A 15,342-nucleotide genomic window follows, 5' to 3' on the forward strand; every position below is an offset into this window, starting at 1 on the left:
TCCTCAGGCTTGGGTCGCTTCCTCGACATCGATCCGTCCTCCAGGCTCGAAAGCCATACCAAAGGGCGGACCACTTCATTGGGGGCGGATCAAGACCGCCATGGATCCGGACGTAATCCGGTGTCGCGTAGATGCCGAAGGCGATGCCCCCGATACGCCGCACGACGAGATCGTGCTGCTCGGGCTGGCGCATGCGCAGGGAGATGTCGGCCTCCCGCATCGCCAAGCTCAGCTCCCGCGGATTAGGAATGAGCTCGATCATGATGTCGGGATGCTGCTCGTGAAGCTTGGCGAAGCTCGGCGCGAGGATGTGGGCGGCCAGCGTCTCGGCACAGGTCACCCGAACAAGGCCGCGCAGGCGGGTGTCGCGGCCGGTGACGTCGCGTTCGAGGGCGATCGCCTCTGCCTCCAGGCGTTCGGCCTTCTCGCGAACGTCGACACCAGCCAAGGTTGGCACGTAGCCGTCCGGCGTGCGGTTGAGCAGGCGCACCCCGAGGGTCGCCTCCAACGAGTTCAGGCGCCGCCCGACGGTCGATTGCGAGACATGCAGCACCTTGGCGGCGGCCGAGAGCGAACCGTGCCGGGAGAGCGCCAGGAAAAATCTCAAGTCGTCCCAGTCAAGCATGCGCTGCCTGCCATCCGTTTTTGCATTCCTCGTCGTCGACTTTGGTGACCGACTTCTCTGCCGGGAAGCTTATACTCAATCTCGGATATAATCACGGCGTAGATTTCTTCGAGGCCTGAGAATTTCAGAATCGGCTATCCGCGGGAAGGTAACTTCATGGCACGATCACCGAGAAACCCTGCCGCTGGATTTCCCGTGCCCATCGACAAACGCGAACTCCAGGCGGTGATCGCCGAAGGTAAGGCGGACCCGACCGCTGTCTGGACCCTTCGGTGCCGGACGGTCGCACAGGGACGACTGAGCCAACTGAATTACATCCGGAACTTGCCGCCACAGCCTGTGATGGAGGACGAGCCTGAGGGCTTGCTCGGTGACAGCACCGCGCCGAACGCCTCGGAAGCCCTGCTCGCCGCGTTGGGCTCGTGCCTATCCATCGGGATCCACGCCAACGCCTTAAGTCGAGGCATCCCAATCCGATCGCTGGAGCTGTGCGTCGAGGCCGACATCAACATGACCTCGGTCTGGGGGAGCGGGGATCTCACCCCTAAGACCATCGGCGTCGAGACCATTCGAGTTTCGGTCAGCATCGAGGCGGACGCATCGCGAAAAGCCTTGGCGGCGCTGATCAAGCACACGGTGTTGTGGTCGCCTGTCGCGAACACGTTGCACAATCCGGTTCACCTCGACGTGGCCCTCGCACCAGCCGCAGCTGCCGCGGCCTGATGCGCGGCGGGGTCCGAGGCGTAGCGTTTCCCCCTCACGATCGGTCCGCGAGCGGCGTGACAGTGGCGGTCCCCATACTCGACGGGGCCATTCGGTCGCCGACCAGCAGGCGAGGCCGTTTCAGCTGGAAGGACAAGCGCATGTCGATCCGTTCGGCTCCGGCTGCACCAACCACCGAGCCTCTCATTCCCATCCCGTCCAGCTATTCGGACGGACGCATCTGCAAGCTCCGTCTCATCAGTCCGTACACGGCCCTGCCGCTGGCAGAGCGCGACGCGCTGGAGCCGTTGAGCCGGCGTATTGCGCTCGACCCAAAGCAGAACCTTTTCGGTCAGGATGAACCAGCGGGCTCGATCTACAACGTCACCTCCGGCACTTTATGCCTGTATTGCATCCTTCCAGACGGACGCCGTCAGGTCACCGGTTTCGCCTTTCCGGGCGACTTCCTCGGGCTCTCGTTGCTCGACCGGTTCAGTGTCTCCGCCGACGCATTGGGACCGGTGACCGCCTGTTGGTTTGATCGGCGATCCTTCGTGGACTTGGTCTGCTCACAGCCGGGGCTGATGATGCACCTTCATGAGATCACGGGGCATGAGTTGACCCGGGCCAAGGATATGATGGTTCTGCTCGGCCGGCGCACAGCCGAAGAAAAGATCGCGGTCTTCCTAACCGGTTTGTGGGGACGCTACGCCCGGACTGGACAAAGTGCAGTCACCCTGAAACTCCCGATGAACCGCCTTGACATCGCCGATCACCTCGGCCTGACCATCGAGACCGTTTGCCGGACGCTGACCCGTCTCGACCGGGAAGGTTGCATCCGGATTGTGCCAGGGGGGGTGCGTCTCATCGATCACGCCAGGCTCGACCGGCTGTCGGCACGCTGACCTTCGGGATCGCGCCAGATCTTCTTCCTGGCCTCCTCTCCCGCAGGGTGGAGACGGACGGAGTCGGGAAGAGAGGCTAACCGCGTCTCGTCCCGTGATGCCCGCAATGCGATGCTGTTATAAGCCCGGCGGCCGAACCGGAGGGCGAGCCGGTGGCCGCTTGAGGTCATGCGATCGGGACCGTGGGCTGGGCTCGCTGGGCGCCCGCATGCTCCCCGTCACTGCCGGTTCCTGGGGCCGGATCTCGCTCGGAACGACGTCCCGCAACGGCGGCATGTTTGGTCCGCTGGAGCCGGCCTGAGGCTCATCCCGGGTAGCGGCCTGCGCCGAGGCAGCGACGAGGAGCGCCCCGAGCAGAACGAACGTGGACGTCAGTGATCTGGCCATCGCTTTGTCGTCCGGTCCGGGGTGTGGGTCTGGGGCGTCCAGACCAGCATGCCGACATCATGGACGCAGTTTCGGCCCGGGACTTTGCGGTGGATCAAGGATTGTACTTAGCCGGGGACTGGGGTCGGGACATCGGCACAGACGGGACGTCCGGAGGCCGGAATGAGCCCTCTAATGCCAATCGGTGTTGATCATAACTGATAGGCCCGCGGCTCGCACTTGGCCCCGCCACCCGCTTCAATCGCGGGCTGGCGGCGGAGGTCATCGATCTCACCGAAGTTCCCGCAGTATGCCAATTGGCAGTTGTGCGACCGTGCGACGAGGTTGTCGGTGCCTGGCACGTGCGCCGGGGGAGGGCTGATTTGGCTTGCGGCGCCTGGTGCCGTTTGAACAGATCCTGCAGTGGCTTCCAGCTTTGTTCGATCAAGGCTTCTTGGCGCCGTCGGCCGCAAGGTCGAGCAACCGTTGAGCGAGAAGCACCGCCGTCGCCGCGTCTACCGCGGATGCGTCCGCTCCGACCTGGTGGACGAGTTCCGGGTGCTCCAAGAAGACCGGACCGCCGACCATCACGCCGATGGATCGGTTGCACGACACATCGCGCACGGAGCGGATTGCTATCGCGAGCTGATCGATACAGGCCTCGCTGCTGAGCGTCAGTCCAACGACGCCGAACCATTCGGACGCCGCCAAAGCGGCGATCTCCTCTGGACTGGAGGAGAGCCCGACGGACACAGCCCAGCCCGCTTTGCGCAGGAACTGCTCCACGATCCGAACACCGAATGTATGCTGCTCTCCGGGAGCGCTCATCAGGAGCAGGCGACGTTTCTCGTCGAGCGGAACCGCCTCGCGATCGACTCGGAAGCGAGCCACGAGATGCTGAAGGCGGGCAACCCCCGTCGTCACCTCTATGAAGTCGCACAGATCCTCATCCCACATGCGGCCCAAGAGAGCGGCGGAGGGTGCCAGAAGATCGAGGAACAAGCGATCGACCGGATAGCCGTCCGCCACCAAGGCTGAGAAAGCCGCGACCATAGTCGCATCGTCCGACGCGAGCGTGAGATCGGTAAAGGCCGCGATCTGCCCCGCGTCGGGTTTGAACGCGGGTTTGGTCTCCTCAGACACGAAACTGCGATGCCGCAGCACCAGCTGAGGGATGATCTCGGTCTGGATGACTTGCCCCAGGGCCAGACAGCGCTCACGCGCGGCCTCCGCGGCACGCTTGCGCGCATAGAGCCGACGGGCTTCTGCCGCACGTTCGGTATCGTGAGGGAGACCGTCGCCCCATGGGTGTTCGGACGAACCGATATTGTGCATCGTCCCCCCCTCGGCGCCACGGCGACGGCGGCCTTGCTGGTCTACCAATCGCCGCTCAGTATCAGAACCGCAGTCGGAGAGGATGTAAAGACTGCGTCAAAATTCCTAGTGTGAGACGGATGAATTCGCTGCTCTGGAGCTGAGGCATTTTTTCGTCGAACAGATGCAGTACATAGGGCGGCGGACAGGGTAAGTTCGCTGCTCAGAACTCTGCGACTCAGATCCAGATGACCGAAAGACAATGTTATGCGCTGGGGTAAGGTAGCCGTCGTGGTCGGGATTGGGCCCGGGCTTGGTCTGGCTATAGCTCGCCGCTTCGCTCGTGAAGGGTTTTCCGTCGTTGGACTTGTGCGCACGCCCGACCGCGTCGCGCCAGAGGCTGAGATCGAGGTTCGCCAAGCCGACGCGGCTGATCCTGCAGAGTTGGATGCTGCGCTCCGCTCTATTGAGGTCGAGCGCGGCCCCATCGAGGTGTTGGTCTACAACGCCTACCGGGTGAGCCCGGGGGGGCCGGCCACGCCCGAGCCACAAGACTTCGCAGCCGACCTGCAGGTGAACGTGGTCGGCGCCTACGCGGCCGCCCGAACGATGCACGGCCTGATGGCTCCGCGCGGCCGGGGCAGCATCATCCTGACCGGGGGCGGCCTCGCCCTCGATCCGCGTCCGTGGCTCAGCGCGTTCTCCCTCTCCGCCGGAAAAGCTGCCCTGCGCAACCTGGCCTACTCGCTCTCGGCCGCGTTCAAGGCTGACGGCGTTGCCTTGGCGACCGTGACAATCGCCGGCAGGATCCAGGAGGGTACACCGTTCTCGCCTGATCTCATCGCAGACGCCTACTGGCGCCTGCATCTGGAGGGGCTGAGCGCCGGGCCGGAGGTGATGTTCACAAGGGAGTGACAGCAAGTCACCGGGATCGTTGTGAGGAGTACCCGTTACCAAGCGGCGCTGGTCCGGAGGATGCTAAGTTTCGATGAGCATCTAGAGCGTTTTCGGTTTGGGCTGAGTCGGGTTGGTAGGGTTCACGCGGCGCTGGGAGGCTGATTCACTCAGGCCGGTCGACAGCCGGAGTGATGCATGGGCCGCCCCTACAGCTTGGACCTGCGCGAGCGGGTGGTGACCGCGGCTGCGGCGACCTCGCGCCGTCAGGCGGCCGCCCGCTTCGGGGTCGGCCAAGCAACCGCGATCCGCTGGATGGCGGCGCTCGCCGCGACTGGGACGGTGGCCGCCCGGCCGCAGGGGCGTGCCCGCCGCTCCAAGCTCGACCCGTACGCGACGTTCCTGCGTACGCTGATCGACGAGACGGTCGACATCACCCTGGAGGAGATGCGCGCCCGGTTGCAGGACGAGCATGGCCTCACCGTCGGGCTCGGCACGTTGTGGGCCTTCCTCGACGCGCGCGACCTGACGTACAAAAAAAGACGGCCCACGCCGCAGAGCAGGATCGGCCGGACGTGAAGGCCGCCCGGGGAGCGTGGTTCGAGAGCCAGCCCGATCTCGACCCGGACCGGCTGGTGTTCCTCGACGAGACGTGGACCGCCACCAACATGGCCCGCACCCGCGGGCGCTGTCCCCGCGGCCAGCGGCTGCGCTCCCCCGTCCCGCACGGTCATTGGAAGACCACGACCCTGGTGGCGGGCCTGCGCCTGTCCGGGATCGCCGCGCCGTTCGTGCTCGACGGGCCGATCAACCGCGACGCCTTCCAAGTCTACGTCGATCAGGTCCTGGTGCCCGAACTCGCACCCGGGGACATCGTGATCATGGACAATCTCGGCAGCCACAAAGGCCCGGCCGTGCGCGCGGCGATCGAGGCGGCGGGCGCGCGGCTCCTGTTCCTCCCGCCCTACTCGCCGGACTTCAATCCGATCGAGATGGCGTTCTCGAAGTTGAAGGCGGGGCTGCGCAAGGCCGCGGCGCGCACGCGCGAAGGGCTCTGGACCACAATCGGGCGGCTCGTCGATGCCGTTACGCCCGACGAGGCCGCAAACTTCTTCGTCGCGGCAGGATACGACCCCGATTAAACCGAAACCGCTCTAAGCCGAATTTCCGGTTCTGCGCGTGCTGGCGATCCGACGTGACGTAGTTTGGCCGAAAGCTGCCAGTCGGCTTCGGAGAAATTCCGCTGCCTTCCTCCAGTCCCGTCGCCGCGATGCGGCGGGGCGGAAAAGGAATCTCTCGCCCGGCATCTCATTCCACAATGCCCGTGGTCCGACAGGGCATCCTCGGCCATATCAGCAGGCCGCGGACGTGCGCTGCCCGCATTGTGATGGCATCCTTGATCACCCACCCCGACGGCAACCTGCCAAAGGAGTGCTGGAAACGTGAGCCTCCGTGAGGACGCCTGTGGCTCGACGGGGCACTCGTCCGGAAGGCGTAGCCATCCCTCGTTCGGTACTGGCGCCGATAAGCCTAAAACGCGGTCTCACGCCGAGACGCGGCTGATTGTGATCGGTTCCGAAGGAGTCGCATGGTGACGGCGAGCCTCGCAGCGGAGGCCACGGAGCCCAACCATGACCGTTCTAGGCCTTGTCTCCGAGACCAAGCGCCTGCCGCGCTTGGCCGTCCTGGTTCCGTGTTTCAACGAAAGCCTTACGATCGGGCAGGTCATCGGCGATTTCCGCGCGGCGCTCCCGACAGCGCAGATCTACGTCTACGACAACAACTCCACCGACGGGACCGCCGAGATCGCGCGGGCCGCCGGCGCGATCGTCCGGGTCGAGCCGCGGCAGGGCAAGGGCAACGTCGTCAGGCGTATGTTCGGCGACATCGAGGCCGACATCTACATCCTAGTCGACGGGGATGGAACCTACGATGCCAAGGCAGCACCGTTCCTGGTCGGGCGCGTGCTCAAGGACGACTTGGACTTCGTCAATGGGGCCCGCGCTGAGGTCTCGCAGCAGGCCTACCGGCGCGGCCACCGCCTCGGTAACCGCGTACTCACTGGTCTCGTGCAGGGCGTGTTCGGTCGCGAGTTCCGCGACATGCTCTCGGGCTACAAGGTGATGTCGCGCCGCTTCGTGAAGTCGTTCCCGGCAATGTCGAGCGGCTTCGAGACCGAGACGGAGCTCGTTGTCCACGCTCTGGAGCTGCGCATGCCCGCGGCGGAAATCACGACGGCCTACCAAGAGCGACCGGAAGGGTCCGTCAGCAAGCTGCGCACCTACCGGGATGGCGCGCGCATTCTCTACCTGATCCTGCGCCTGATGAAGGACGAGCGGCCGCTCCAATTCTTCGGTACGCTCAGCGCGGCGCTGCTGGTCGCTGCCCTCATGCTGGTCGCCCCCGTCGTCGTGACCTTCGCGGAGACCGGCCTCGTACCCCGCCTACCCACGGCGGTTCTGAGCCTGGGCATCGTGATCCTGAGCGTGTTGACCCTCTTCACCGGGATCGTCTTAGACCTGACGACCCGTACCCGCCAGGAGCTGAAGCGCCTGCTCTACCTCTCAGTGGCCCGGCAGCTCAATGTTCCCTGAGGCGCAGGCACCACGGGGAGAGGCGGACCGATTCGCGTGGTTCTGCATCGTCGGCGGCATTGGGTTCGTCACCGATGCTGGGATCATGACGCTGTGTATCCACGGCCTAGGCTGGAGCCCGACCGGCGCCCGGGCGCTCTCGTTCGCGGTCGCCGTGCTGATCACGTTCCTGCTCAATCGCAGCATCAGCTTCTCCGACCGCGGCGGAAGGCAGATCCTGCCGGCCTTGATCAGCTACCTTCTGGTGCAAGCCTTCGGCTTCGCCTGCAACATGATGGTGTTCAGTCTGGCGATCGTCCGATTGCCGGCACCGTTCTCTACGCCGCTGGCAGCGCTGGTTCTGGCCTCTGCCGTCGCTCTCGTCCTCAACTACGCGGGCGCACGTTTCCTCGTCTTCTCCCGAACGAGCTTGCCTCTAGCCAGCCGGCTTGCGGCGCGGCGATGAGGCAGCGGCTCGATTGACCGATTTTGCGTCACGGCGCCTGAACGACTGCATGAGGGAGGTTCACTTGCCGGATATACCGCTTCAATCTCGGTCCGCTGGAGTCGCTGCAGGACAGGCAGCGGAAGTCTCTTCGCCGAATATGACCTGCCTGCGAACCGCCATGGTCTCTGCCTGGTATCTCATTCCGGCTGGGGCTCTGGTCCTGCTCGTGCCGGCCCTCATGAACGGCTTCCCCTTCATCTTTCAGGATACGTCGGATTACCTGATCTTCACGCCCCGGCTCTATCGGAGCCCCTTTTACGGCCTCTTCCTGTTCGGCTTCCACATGAACCGCTTCATCTGGGCGCCGGCAGTCGCGCAGGCCCTGATCGGGAGCGCTCTGATCTATCTGCTGATAAGCACTCTGCCGATCCGGAACCGCCCGGGCACATTCGCGTGCCTGATCGTCTTCCTAGGGGCCTTCACGGCCCTTCCATGGTTTGCCGGCTTTCTCATGCCGGACATCTTCACTGCGTACTTGTTCCTCGCAATCTACCTGATCGGCTTCCATCTCGAGCGCTTTAGTCGGCCGCTGCAGGTCATGCTCATCGGGTTCGCCGGTCTGGCCATGACAGTCCACCTCTCGCACCTCGTCCTTGGATGCGGAGCGATCGCCGTCTTTGTGCTCCTCAGCCGGTGGCTCCGGCAGCCCTGGCGTCGGATTTTCGTTCGAGCGGCGGTCCTCTGTATTCCAGTCGCCCTTACCGTCGGCGCCTACCTTGCCTACAACCGGATTATCTTCAAAACTCTGGCGATCTCGCCGGCGGGCCAGACCTTCTTCCTGGCGAATCTGATCGAGTACGGGCCAGCGCGCCACTATCTCCGGGACGCCTGCCCCGGCGCCGGCTACAAGATCTGTAGCCAAGTGGACACGCTGCCTTCTACCGCGAACGCCTTCCTGTGGGAGGCCGGACATCTCGACCGCCTCGGCGGCTTCGCCGGTATGAGCGCCGAATCCGCGGCCGTAGTCCGGGGTACCGTGATGTCGAGACCCGGTGCCGTGGCCGCCATGATCGCCGGCAACTTCTGGCGCGCCTTCGGTGCGCACGCGCCTGACACCGACGTGTCGTCGGCATTCCCACCCTACACTGCCATCTTCGAGGTCATCGCGCTGAAGTTTGGTCCGCAAGCGCTCGCCGCATTCCAAGGGAGTGCTCAGATGCGCGATGTGGTGCCCCACGGGTTGATAAGGACGGCTGATACCGTCCTCATTGCGCTGGCCTGGGTTCTGTTGGCTGCGACGTGCATGGTGGCAGTCGCCAAGCGAGAGTGGATTCTCGCAGCCCTGCCGCTGTTCTTTGCGGCCTGCGTGCTGGGCGATATTTTGGTCTGCTCCACGCTGTCAGGCGTGTTCGATCGCTACCAGGCTCGCGTGATCTGGCTACTGCCCATGGCAGCAATTCTCTGCCTCGTCAGTCTGCGCGACCGCTTCCGTCGCCGGCCTGGGCGAGCTTGAGCGCATTGCGGCGCCAGCCGGAGTGAACTGATGCGGTGGATGCCCCCCACCGATCGGCATCTCGTATGCCTGACGGTTGTATCGGAACTGATCATAGGGGTCATCGATGACGACGATCAGCATGTTGGCAGTCGATCTGTCGAAGGGCAGCTTTCAGGTCTGCGCCGTAGGTCCGGACGGGACGGTTCTCTACAACCGCGCGCTGTCGCGCTCTCGATTTGCCGCACTCCTTGCCGATCAGCCGGCCTGCGTCGTGGCGATGGAAGCTTGTGCGACGTCGCATCGCTGGTGTCGCGAGGCCCAGAAGAGCGGTCACGAGGTCCGGCTGGTGCCGGCGGTCTACGTGAAGCCGTTCGTCAAACGCCAGAAGAACGATCGTGCAGACGCGGAGGCGATCGCCGAGGCGGCCGCGCGCCCGAGGATGCGCTTCGTGGCGGTGAAGAGCGCCGAGACGCAGGGCCGCGCGGTGGCGTTCCGCACGCATCAGTGTCTGGTCCGTCAGCGCACGCAGCTGATCAACGCGCTGCGTGGCCATCTGGTCGAGTACGGCGTCGTCGCTCCCAAGGGGCCCGCAAACCTCAAGGTGCTGCAGGAGGCTCTGGCCGACGAAGTCGCTGATCTGCCCGTCGCGGTGCGGGCGATGGGGACGATCTACCTCGATCAAATCGTGGGTCTGACGCAGGTGATCGGGCGCTTGGCCAACGAGCTGGAGACGGCGTCGCGGACGGACACCGACCTTCGGCGCCTAAGCACGATCCCGGGGATTGGCCCGGTAACCGCGGGGGCCGCCGCCGCCTTCGCTCCCGATCTCGACATTTTCGACAGCGGGCGCAACTTTGCCGCCTGGCTCGGTCTCGTGCCGCGGCAGCGATCCACGGGCGGCAATGCCAAGCTCGGCTCCGTCAGCAAGATGGGCCAGACCGATATCCGACGGCTGCTCATCGTCGGGGCCATGAGCGTGATCCGCTGGGTGGTTCGCAAGGGCGGGAGCGCGAACCGCTGGCTCGCGACCCTCCTGGCGCGCAAACCGAAGATGGTTGCGGCGGTCGCGCTCGCGAACAAGATGGCGCGGATGATCCGGCCCGTGACGACGCGGCAGGAAGATTACAGGATGGCGTGACCCGAGCCCGCAAGCGGGCGAAGGCACGTCGTGGCTGCGAGGCCGGGGCGAGCGATCGACGAGGAGTAGGCGACACGGACCTCGAAGTTCAAGGCAGGGACATTCAGACCCGGCGCTCGAGCGCATGCAGCTCTCTGAACCGATGTGAACCCAGCCTTCCGAACAGCATACTGGCCCGTGGCGTCATCGAAGGCCACATCGTGAGGCCTGCACACGTCCGATCGAAGACCCCGCCGAAACCTCAAAGATCATGCTTGCCAAACAGGGGGTAGCCACACACGCGCCGAATTTCCCCGAGGCTTTTCGGTTTGGGTCAGGCGGCTAAAATATGGACCTCGGCCTGGGCAGGATCCAGGCCGGTTGCCTCAGAGAGGCGATTAGCTCTGGTCTGGGAACTTCTGCGTCCGTCGAACCAGTCCGCGAAAACCCTCTGTGGGCCCTCTGCCGCACCGGCACCGCGCGCGCCCCGGCGACGTGGCAGTGCACCTCCCGATAAGGGCCGGCGAAGCCCTGGTGACGGCTCTCGCGCCAGAGCGCCATGGCAATCTCGCAGCCCTGGGCCATGCGCTGCTCCGGGTGAGCGAGGTAGGGGCCGAAGCGAGACGAATTGGGCTGCTGGATCGCGCACTCCGGGGAGCCCTCGGCGAGGGCGCACCTGCGCACAGTCGCGCGCCAGACCCCTGACGCGGCTGATCGCCAGGAGGGTCGCACCTGCCAGATGACGCCAACGCACGTCCCTGCTGGACGCAAGCCGCCGGACCCGGCTGGCACGGCTCATCGTGATCTCGGCGGCGCGGCGGCGCGGCGGCGCTAGGCGCGCAGGTTTTCTCGGGCTGGCGTCCATCACCGCAGGGTAGAGCGGGCAGCTGCCGCAGCCGACTATCGACGCGGCCGAGCCAGCGTTCGAGCGCCTGGCCATTGTTCAGGAGGAGATGCCATCGGTCGGCGACCTCAAACGCTGCTGGCGCGCCTGCGGTGGTTGCTCGAGCGAACCCGGGCGAGCGGTCCCGGGCGACGATCTTGATGCCGAGATGGCGTCGCAGCCCCGCGGCGACGGCCACGCCCGAACGGTTGGACCTCAACTCGAATGGGGCCGGCGTTCGAGATCGGTAACGAGTGTGCTGCCTATCCGGTCAAACAGGGTGCACTTTACCGGCCATTGCGCATCTCTCGCAGCACGGTAGTAAATCGTATCACCACCCCAGGATCAAGTACCCGATGCAACCGATCTGCACACCACACATGTTCACGCGATCAGGCCGAATGCGAGGCCGCAAAGACATGCGATTGGACACGACGAAAGGAGGCACGCAACAGGCGCTGGCCCGGAACTTCCACCAAGATATTCATGAAATGCGCTATGATGATCGCGCTTGCTATAGCAAGCAACACCGCTAGAGGGTCGGGAATGCCGATCTGATCTAATTTGCGTAGCAGGAAATAGCCGACCGAAGCGTGGGCGAGGTACAGAGAGTAGGAGATCCGGCCCAAATGAATCAATACCGGAGATCTTGTCACCGCCGGCTTAAGAAAGACGGCCCAATAGAACACGCACGTACATGCTAGCGCAATCCAAAAATAGGCTTTAAAACCGCTGGCCGGCGTGTGCGGATTGGCGCCGAATGCGGACATCGCAACGGCCCATAGTAGCACAATATATGTGAGAGGGCGGCTAGATCTATGATAGATGAGGAAAAATGAAACACCAATGATAAAAAATTGTCCGTAGTTGAGTAAAAATATCAACGAGATCCTATAGGGCATTTGAATTCCGGCGGCACGGATTATTGTCTCAGAAACAAGCCAAATTAGGAGGGGCACCTCTATCCGAAGACCTGTAGTGCGACAGGCATAAACGGCTAAGACAATACATGCATAGAAACATAGTTCGTAAGTAAGCGTCCAGTAAACTTCATCAAGATGATGAACGCCCACTAGCGCCTGCAGCATAGTCAAATTGACCAGCATGTCTTCAGTTGAAAAACCTTTTGCTCTATCGTCGAGAGCCGATATTGCGACCACAATCAATATTGACAGCCAATACGCAGGGAAAATACGGGCAAATCGTGCTAGGAAAAAATCTCGAAAAGTTGCCGCGGAGTTCACAGATTGGAATATTACGAAGCCGCTGATCATAAAAAATATTTCGACACCGAAATATCCAACATGAACCTGTGGTACAAATTCGAGATTCCTTCCCGATATTAGCCTGGGGTATATTGAAGTATAATGATAGATTACAACGGACAGAGCAGCAATTCCGCGAAGTGAGTCCAGCTCGGAAATACGAGCTAAGATCTTCTTGTTGCTGCTTGTTGGGCCATCACCCACCTTGATCATGGCAATTTTCTCGAATCGGGCCGTGAACGAGCCTCAATCGACGAAATTGCAGGTGAGTGTGCCGGCTCCCAATTACCCATTTCGCCGTAATGTAATAATGCGTCTGTGTTTGTATCTCTCTGACGTCTCAGGCGGAGGATGGTCGAAGTCGATGTAGTGGAACCCATTCAGGTCTATGCGATGACACAGGAAACGAACGCGGCGGTCAGCTACTTGCAGGCCAAGCGATCGTAGTGAGCGGCATCACTCTGTAGATCAGCTTGACCCCGCGGGTGGCGCAGTGCGCCTCGTCGGCAGCGATCATGATCGAGGCCGGTGGTCGAGCTCCGCCTGAGCAAAATACGCCGACGCCTTCCTCAGGATCTCACCTCCGGAAAGGCCGGGACGGTTCAATCGCATCCCTATTGGCAGCCGATCGCCAGCTTGAAAGGCCGGCGCGGTCGAGATGGCCACTCGGTCTTCACGGTCTCCGCCTATTCGCCGGTGGGATCCGGCACTCCCTTTGAGGTAGGCACCCCGAGTTGCGGCCGTTCCCGTTTCGTAACCTCATAACTCCGGCGACCGACTCGTTGCGTTCGGAAGCCCGGTTGGAGACGCGAAGCAGCAATGGCCATGCACATCTCGTCCGGATTGGAATATTCCGGACCTGTAGGGCGAATCCGCGGCACATACGAGCTACCCGTCGGGTACGTGGATGTTCTTGCGACCATTTTCTTATGCGTGTGCTATGCGGACAGCAGCCTCCTCGGAATCGTATCAGGTGAGCGGTATGTTTGGTTCGCTGTGGACATCGCGGCGCTCCTCACGGTCTTGGCTCGCCTAAGTCGATTTCACGACTGCCTGATAGCGAACCCCTGGCTAACTGCTTGGCCGGTGTTGGCGATGGTTTCGGCTCTCTGGTCGCTTACACCGGCCGTCTCGTTCTATCACGGCCTGCAACTGTTGATGACCATTGTTGCAGGATATGTCTTCCAATTGTACTTTGGTCGGTCCCGCCTATTGAGGATTTTATTCTGCGCTCTTGTCGCCGCACAGATATTATCGGTTTTGTCAGAATTGGTTCTTCACCGAAGCGCCATGGACGGCGGAAACGCGTGGTTTGGCATCTACACTCATAAAAACGTGCTCGGCAGCATGATGGCGCTCAGCGCACTCTGCGCAGCCTGCCTGTTCATGGATGGATGGAAGCGTCCTATCACAGGCGCGTCGTTCATCGGTTCGCTGGTTATCCTTTATCTGTCGCACTCGACTACCGCACAAGTCGCGACCTTTGTAGGACTGAGCCCACTCATAGTCTTCGCGATCTGGCAGAGGGGGACCCTTTTCACAGGTTTCGTGATTGGGCTCACGATCGCCCTAGGAAGTGTTGCGCTGGTTTATGTTGTTGTGCACAGCGACGCGATCAGTCAGCAATTCTTGAGTGACGTGGGCAAGGATCGAACCTTAAGCGGTCGAACCCTTCTCTGGCAATTTGCGGCTGACCAGTTTTGGAGGGAGCCATGGTTCGGGATTGGGTATAAGGCGTATTGGGAGAGCAGCTCAACACCGTTTTCTTATTTGCAATTTGTAATCGGCCAGAAACTCTGGTTCTTTCACAATAACTTTTATGACGTGGCGGTCGCTTTCGGGGCAGTGGGGCTAATATTTTTTGGATTGGGTCTTGCCGCTTGCTTCAAGCGAGCCTGCGTAAGCGCACTCAACGGCCGATCATACTCTGACGCGTTACCTTTGAGTTTCTGTTTCTATCTCGCCGTCTCGATAAATCTGGAAAATGCCCTTTTCCAAAATCATAGCTTTAGTCAATTTCTTCTCGCCGCGCTTATTCCAGTGACTGTAAAACAGATAAGATCTGGCGTTGACAGATCTTTGGATTACAATTACCCGTCTTCGACATGAGATCAAGCCATAAAGAATCATTGCCTGTTGAACAATAGTCCGTTGTGTCTGAGCAATGTACATAAATCGAGTATTCGTCAGTCCTCAGCTGAGCCATAAAAATGCGTAATGCCACATATATCGGCCTGTCTCGAGTCTATAAACGAAATCATTATCCAAGTATTTAATATAAATTTTGTTTTTACCAGAACTCAACGGGCGATGTGGTAGATTGTTAGATAACATTCGCACAATCTGTGAGCAATGAATTCGGGAGCGTTTGAAAATTTGCCAATGCGAGCAAGTTTCTCAAGGTCCCTACTAGAACGGGCGCGGATCATCTGGGCAGGCGTTGGTCGTGATGGCTCGTTCGCTTCTGCCCGATGATCTCTGGACTGAAATTGCGCCGCCTCCCCCGTTGCCGCGCCCACGTCCAAGAGGCGGCCATCGGCCAATTGTTAACCGAGCCGCGTTGACCGGCCTCCTGTACGTGCTGCGCTGAGGCATGCTCTGGGGGATTGTACCAGCGATTAGGGGTGAGGCTGCGGGATGAGTCGCTGTCGGCGTCTGCGCACTAGGTGTTTGATCCCGCGATGTGGTGGTACAGTTGACCACCATGCGGCGAGGGATGCGCTATGGGCCAAATTCTCCACGGCAGCGCCCGCAC

12 protein-coding genes, 2 pseudogenes and 1 other annotated feature are annotated in these 15,342 nt (G+C 61.8%); of the genes and pseudogenes, 10 read left to right on the forward strand and 4 right to left on the reverse strand.

Translation table 11 applies throughout. The annotated features are described in order from the left end of the window. The coding region (locus BM419_RS30370) for a LysR family transcriptional regulator (RefSeq protein ID WP_139257169.1) at window positions 1-625 on the reverse strand (625 nt) is incomplete at its 3' end. 195 nt (window positions 626-820) lie between these two features. Here BM419_RS30370 and BM419_RS30375 point away from each other — a divergent pair. Continuing rightward, entirely contained in the window at window positions 821-1,348 is a 528-nt protein-coding gene (locus BM419_RS30375; RefSeq protein WP_244540928.1) for an OsmC family protein, read from the forward strand. Window positions 1,349-1,488: 140 nt separating this feature from the next. Beyond that, on the forward strand, window positions 1,489-2,232 hold the full coding sequence (locus BM419_RS30380; RefSeq protein ID WP_091928633.1) for a Crp/Fnr family transcriptional regulator: 744 nt from the start codon (window positions 1,489-1,491) through the stop codon (window positions 2,230-2,232). Window positions 2,233-3,042: 810 nt separating this feature from the next. Here BM419_RS30380 and BM419_RS30385 read toward each other — a convergent pair. Next, entirely contained in the window at window positions 3,043-3,933 is an 891-nt protein-coding gene (locus tag BM419_RS30385) for a cobalamin B12-binding domain-containing protein (RefSeq protein WP_091928634.1), read from the reverse strand. 246 nt (window positions 3,934-4,179) lie between these two features. Here BM419_RS30385 and BM419_RS30390 point away from each other — a divergent pair, with 246 nt between their 5' ends. From BM419_RS30390 to BM419_RS30415, 6 genes are all read left to right on the forward strand, one after another. Next, the gene (locus tag BM419_RS30390) at window positions 4,180-4,827 is read left to right on the forward strand and encodes an SDR family NAD(P)-dependent oxidoreductase (RefSeq protein ID WP_091928635.1); all 648 of its coding nucleotides are present in this window, start codon (window positions 4,180-4,182) and stop codon (window positions 4,825-4,827) included. Window positions 4,828-5,004: 177 nt separating this feature from the next. Continuing rightward, window positions 5,005-5,948 (forward strand): IS630 family transposase gene (locus BM419_RS30395; protein ID WP_091928636.1). Its coding sequence is split into 2 segments (ribosomal slippage): window positions 5,005-5,341 and window positions 5,341-5,948, totalling 945 coding nucleotides; the frame shifts between segments, so codons are not numbered across the junction. A gap of 489 nt (window positions 5,949-6,437) precedes the next feature. Then, the gene (locus BM419_RS30400) at window positions 6,438-7,400 is read left to right on the forward strand and encodes a glycosyltransferase (protein ID WP_091928637.1); all 963 of its coding nucleotides are present in this window, start codon (window positions 6,438-6,440) and stop codon (window positions 7,398-7,400) included. Beyond that, a complete protein-coding gene (locus BM419_RS30405; RefSeq protein ID WP_091928638.1) occupies window positions 7,390-7,845 on the forward strand; it encodes a GtrA family protein in 456 nt (151 codons plus the stop codon). Before BM419_RS30400 ends, BM419_RS30405 begins: the two co-directional genes overlap by 11 nt. 160 nt (window positions 7,846-8,005) lie before the next feature. Further along, window positions 8,006-9,340 (forward strand): hypothetical protein, encoded by a 1,335-nt coding sequence (locus tag BM419_RS30410; protein ID WP_139257170.1) that lies wholly within the window; start codon window positions 8,006-8,008, stop codon window positions 9,338-9,340. A gap of 106 nt (window positions 9,341-9,446) precedes the next feature. Then, window positions 9,447-10,460, forward strand: coding sequence for an IS110 family RNA-guided transposase (locus BM419_RS30415; RefSeq protein ID WP_091928640.1), 1,014 nt, complete (start codon window positions 9,447-9,449; stop codon window positions 10,458-10,460). A gap of 336 nt (window positions 10,461-10,796) precedes the next feature. Here BM419_RS30415 and BM419_RS33135 read toward each other — a convergent pair. Together BM419_RS33135 and BM419_RS30425 are read right to left on the reverse strand one after the other, a co-directional pair. Further along, window positions 10,797-11,580, reverse strand: a pseudogene (locus BM419_RS33135) (ISL3 family transposase); the annotation flags it as partial. 134 nt (window positions 11,581-11,714) lie between these two features. Beyond that, complete coding sequence (locus BM419_RS30425) at window positions 11,715-12,800, reverse strand: acyltransferase family protein (RefSeq protein WP_091928642.1); 1,086 nt, start codon at window positions 12,798-12,800, stop codon at window positions 11,715-11,717. 229 nt (window positions 12,801-13,029) lie between these two features. Next, window positions 13,030-13,146 (reverse strand) — a sequence feature (AL1L pseudoknot). A gap of 260 nt (window positions 13,147-13,406) precedes the next feature. On the opposite strand from BM419_RS30425, the gene BM419_RS30430 reads away from it, so the two are divergent. Together BM419_RS30430 and BM419_RS30435 are read left to right on the forward strand one after the other, a co-directional pair. Next, window positions 13,407-14,696 (forward strand): O-antigen ligase family protein, encoded by a 1,290-nt coding sequence (locus tag BM419_RS30430; protein WP_091928643.1) that lies wholly within the window; start codon window positions 13,407-13,409, stop codon window positions 14,694-14,696. Between the two features lie 340 nt (window positions 14,697-15,036). Continuing rightward, window positions 15,037-15,248, forward strand: a pseudogene (locus BM419_RS30435) (transposase); the annotation flags it as partial. Between the last annotated feature and the right edge of the window lie 94 nt (window positions 15,249-15,342).

Source organism: Methylobacterium sp. yr668 (assembly GCF_900116245.1).
Lineage (GTDB): Bacteria > Pseudomonadota > Alphaproteobacteria > Rhizobiales > Beijerinckiaceae > Methylobacterium.

What these genes read in the sequence shown, in the direction of transcription:
- BM419_RS30380 (WP_091928633.1), top strand. Translation starts at nt 1,489, where the DNA reads ATGTCGATCCGTTCGGCTCCGGCTGCACCAACCACCGAGCCTCTCATT.
- BM419_RS30385 (WP_091928634.1), bottom strand. Translation starts at nt 3,933, where the DNA reads ATGCACAATATCGGTTCGTCCGAACACCCATGGGGCGACGGTCTCCCT.
- BM419_RS30390 (WP_091928635.1), top strand. Translation starts at nt 4,180, where the DNA reads ATGCGCTGGGGTAAGGTAGCCGTCGTGGTCGGGATTGGGCCCGGGCTT.
- BM419_RS30400 (WP_091928637.1), top strand. Translation starts at nt 6,438, where the DNA reads ATGACCGTTCTAGGCCTTGTCTCCGAGACCAAGCGCCTGCCGCGCTTG.
- BM419_RS30405 (WP_091928638.1), top strand. Translation starts at nt 7,390, where the DNA reads ATGTTCCCTGAGGCGCAGGCACCACGGGGAGAGGCGGACCGATTCGCG.
- BM419_RS30410 (WP_139257170.1), top strand. Translation starts at nt 8,006, where the DNA reads ATGGTCTCTGCCTGGTATCTCATTCCGGCTGGGGCTCTGGTCCTGCTC.
- BM419_RS30415 (WP_091928640.1), top strand. Translation starts at nt 9,447, where the DNA reads ATGACGACGATCAGCATGTTGGCAGTCGATCTGTCGAAGGGCAGCTTT.
- BM419_RS30425 (WP_091928642.1), bottom strand. Translation starts at nt 12,800, where the DNA reads ATGATCAAGGTGGGTGATGGCCCAACAAGCAGCAACAAGAAGATCTTA.
- BM419_RS30430 (WP_091928643.1), top strand. Translation starts at nt 13,407, where the DNA reads ATGGCCATGCACATCTCGTCCGGATTGGAATATTCCGGACCTGTAGGG.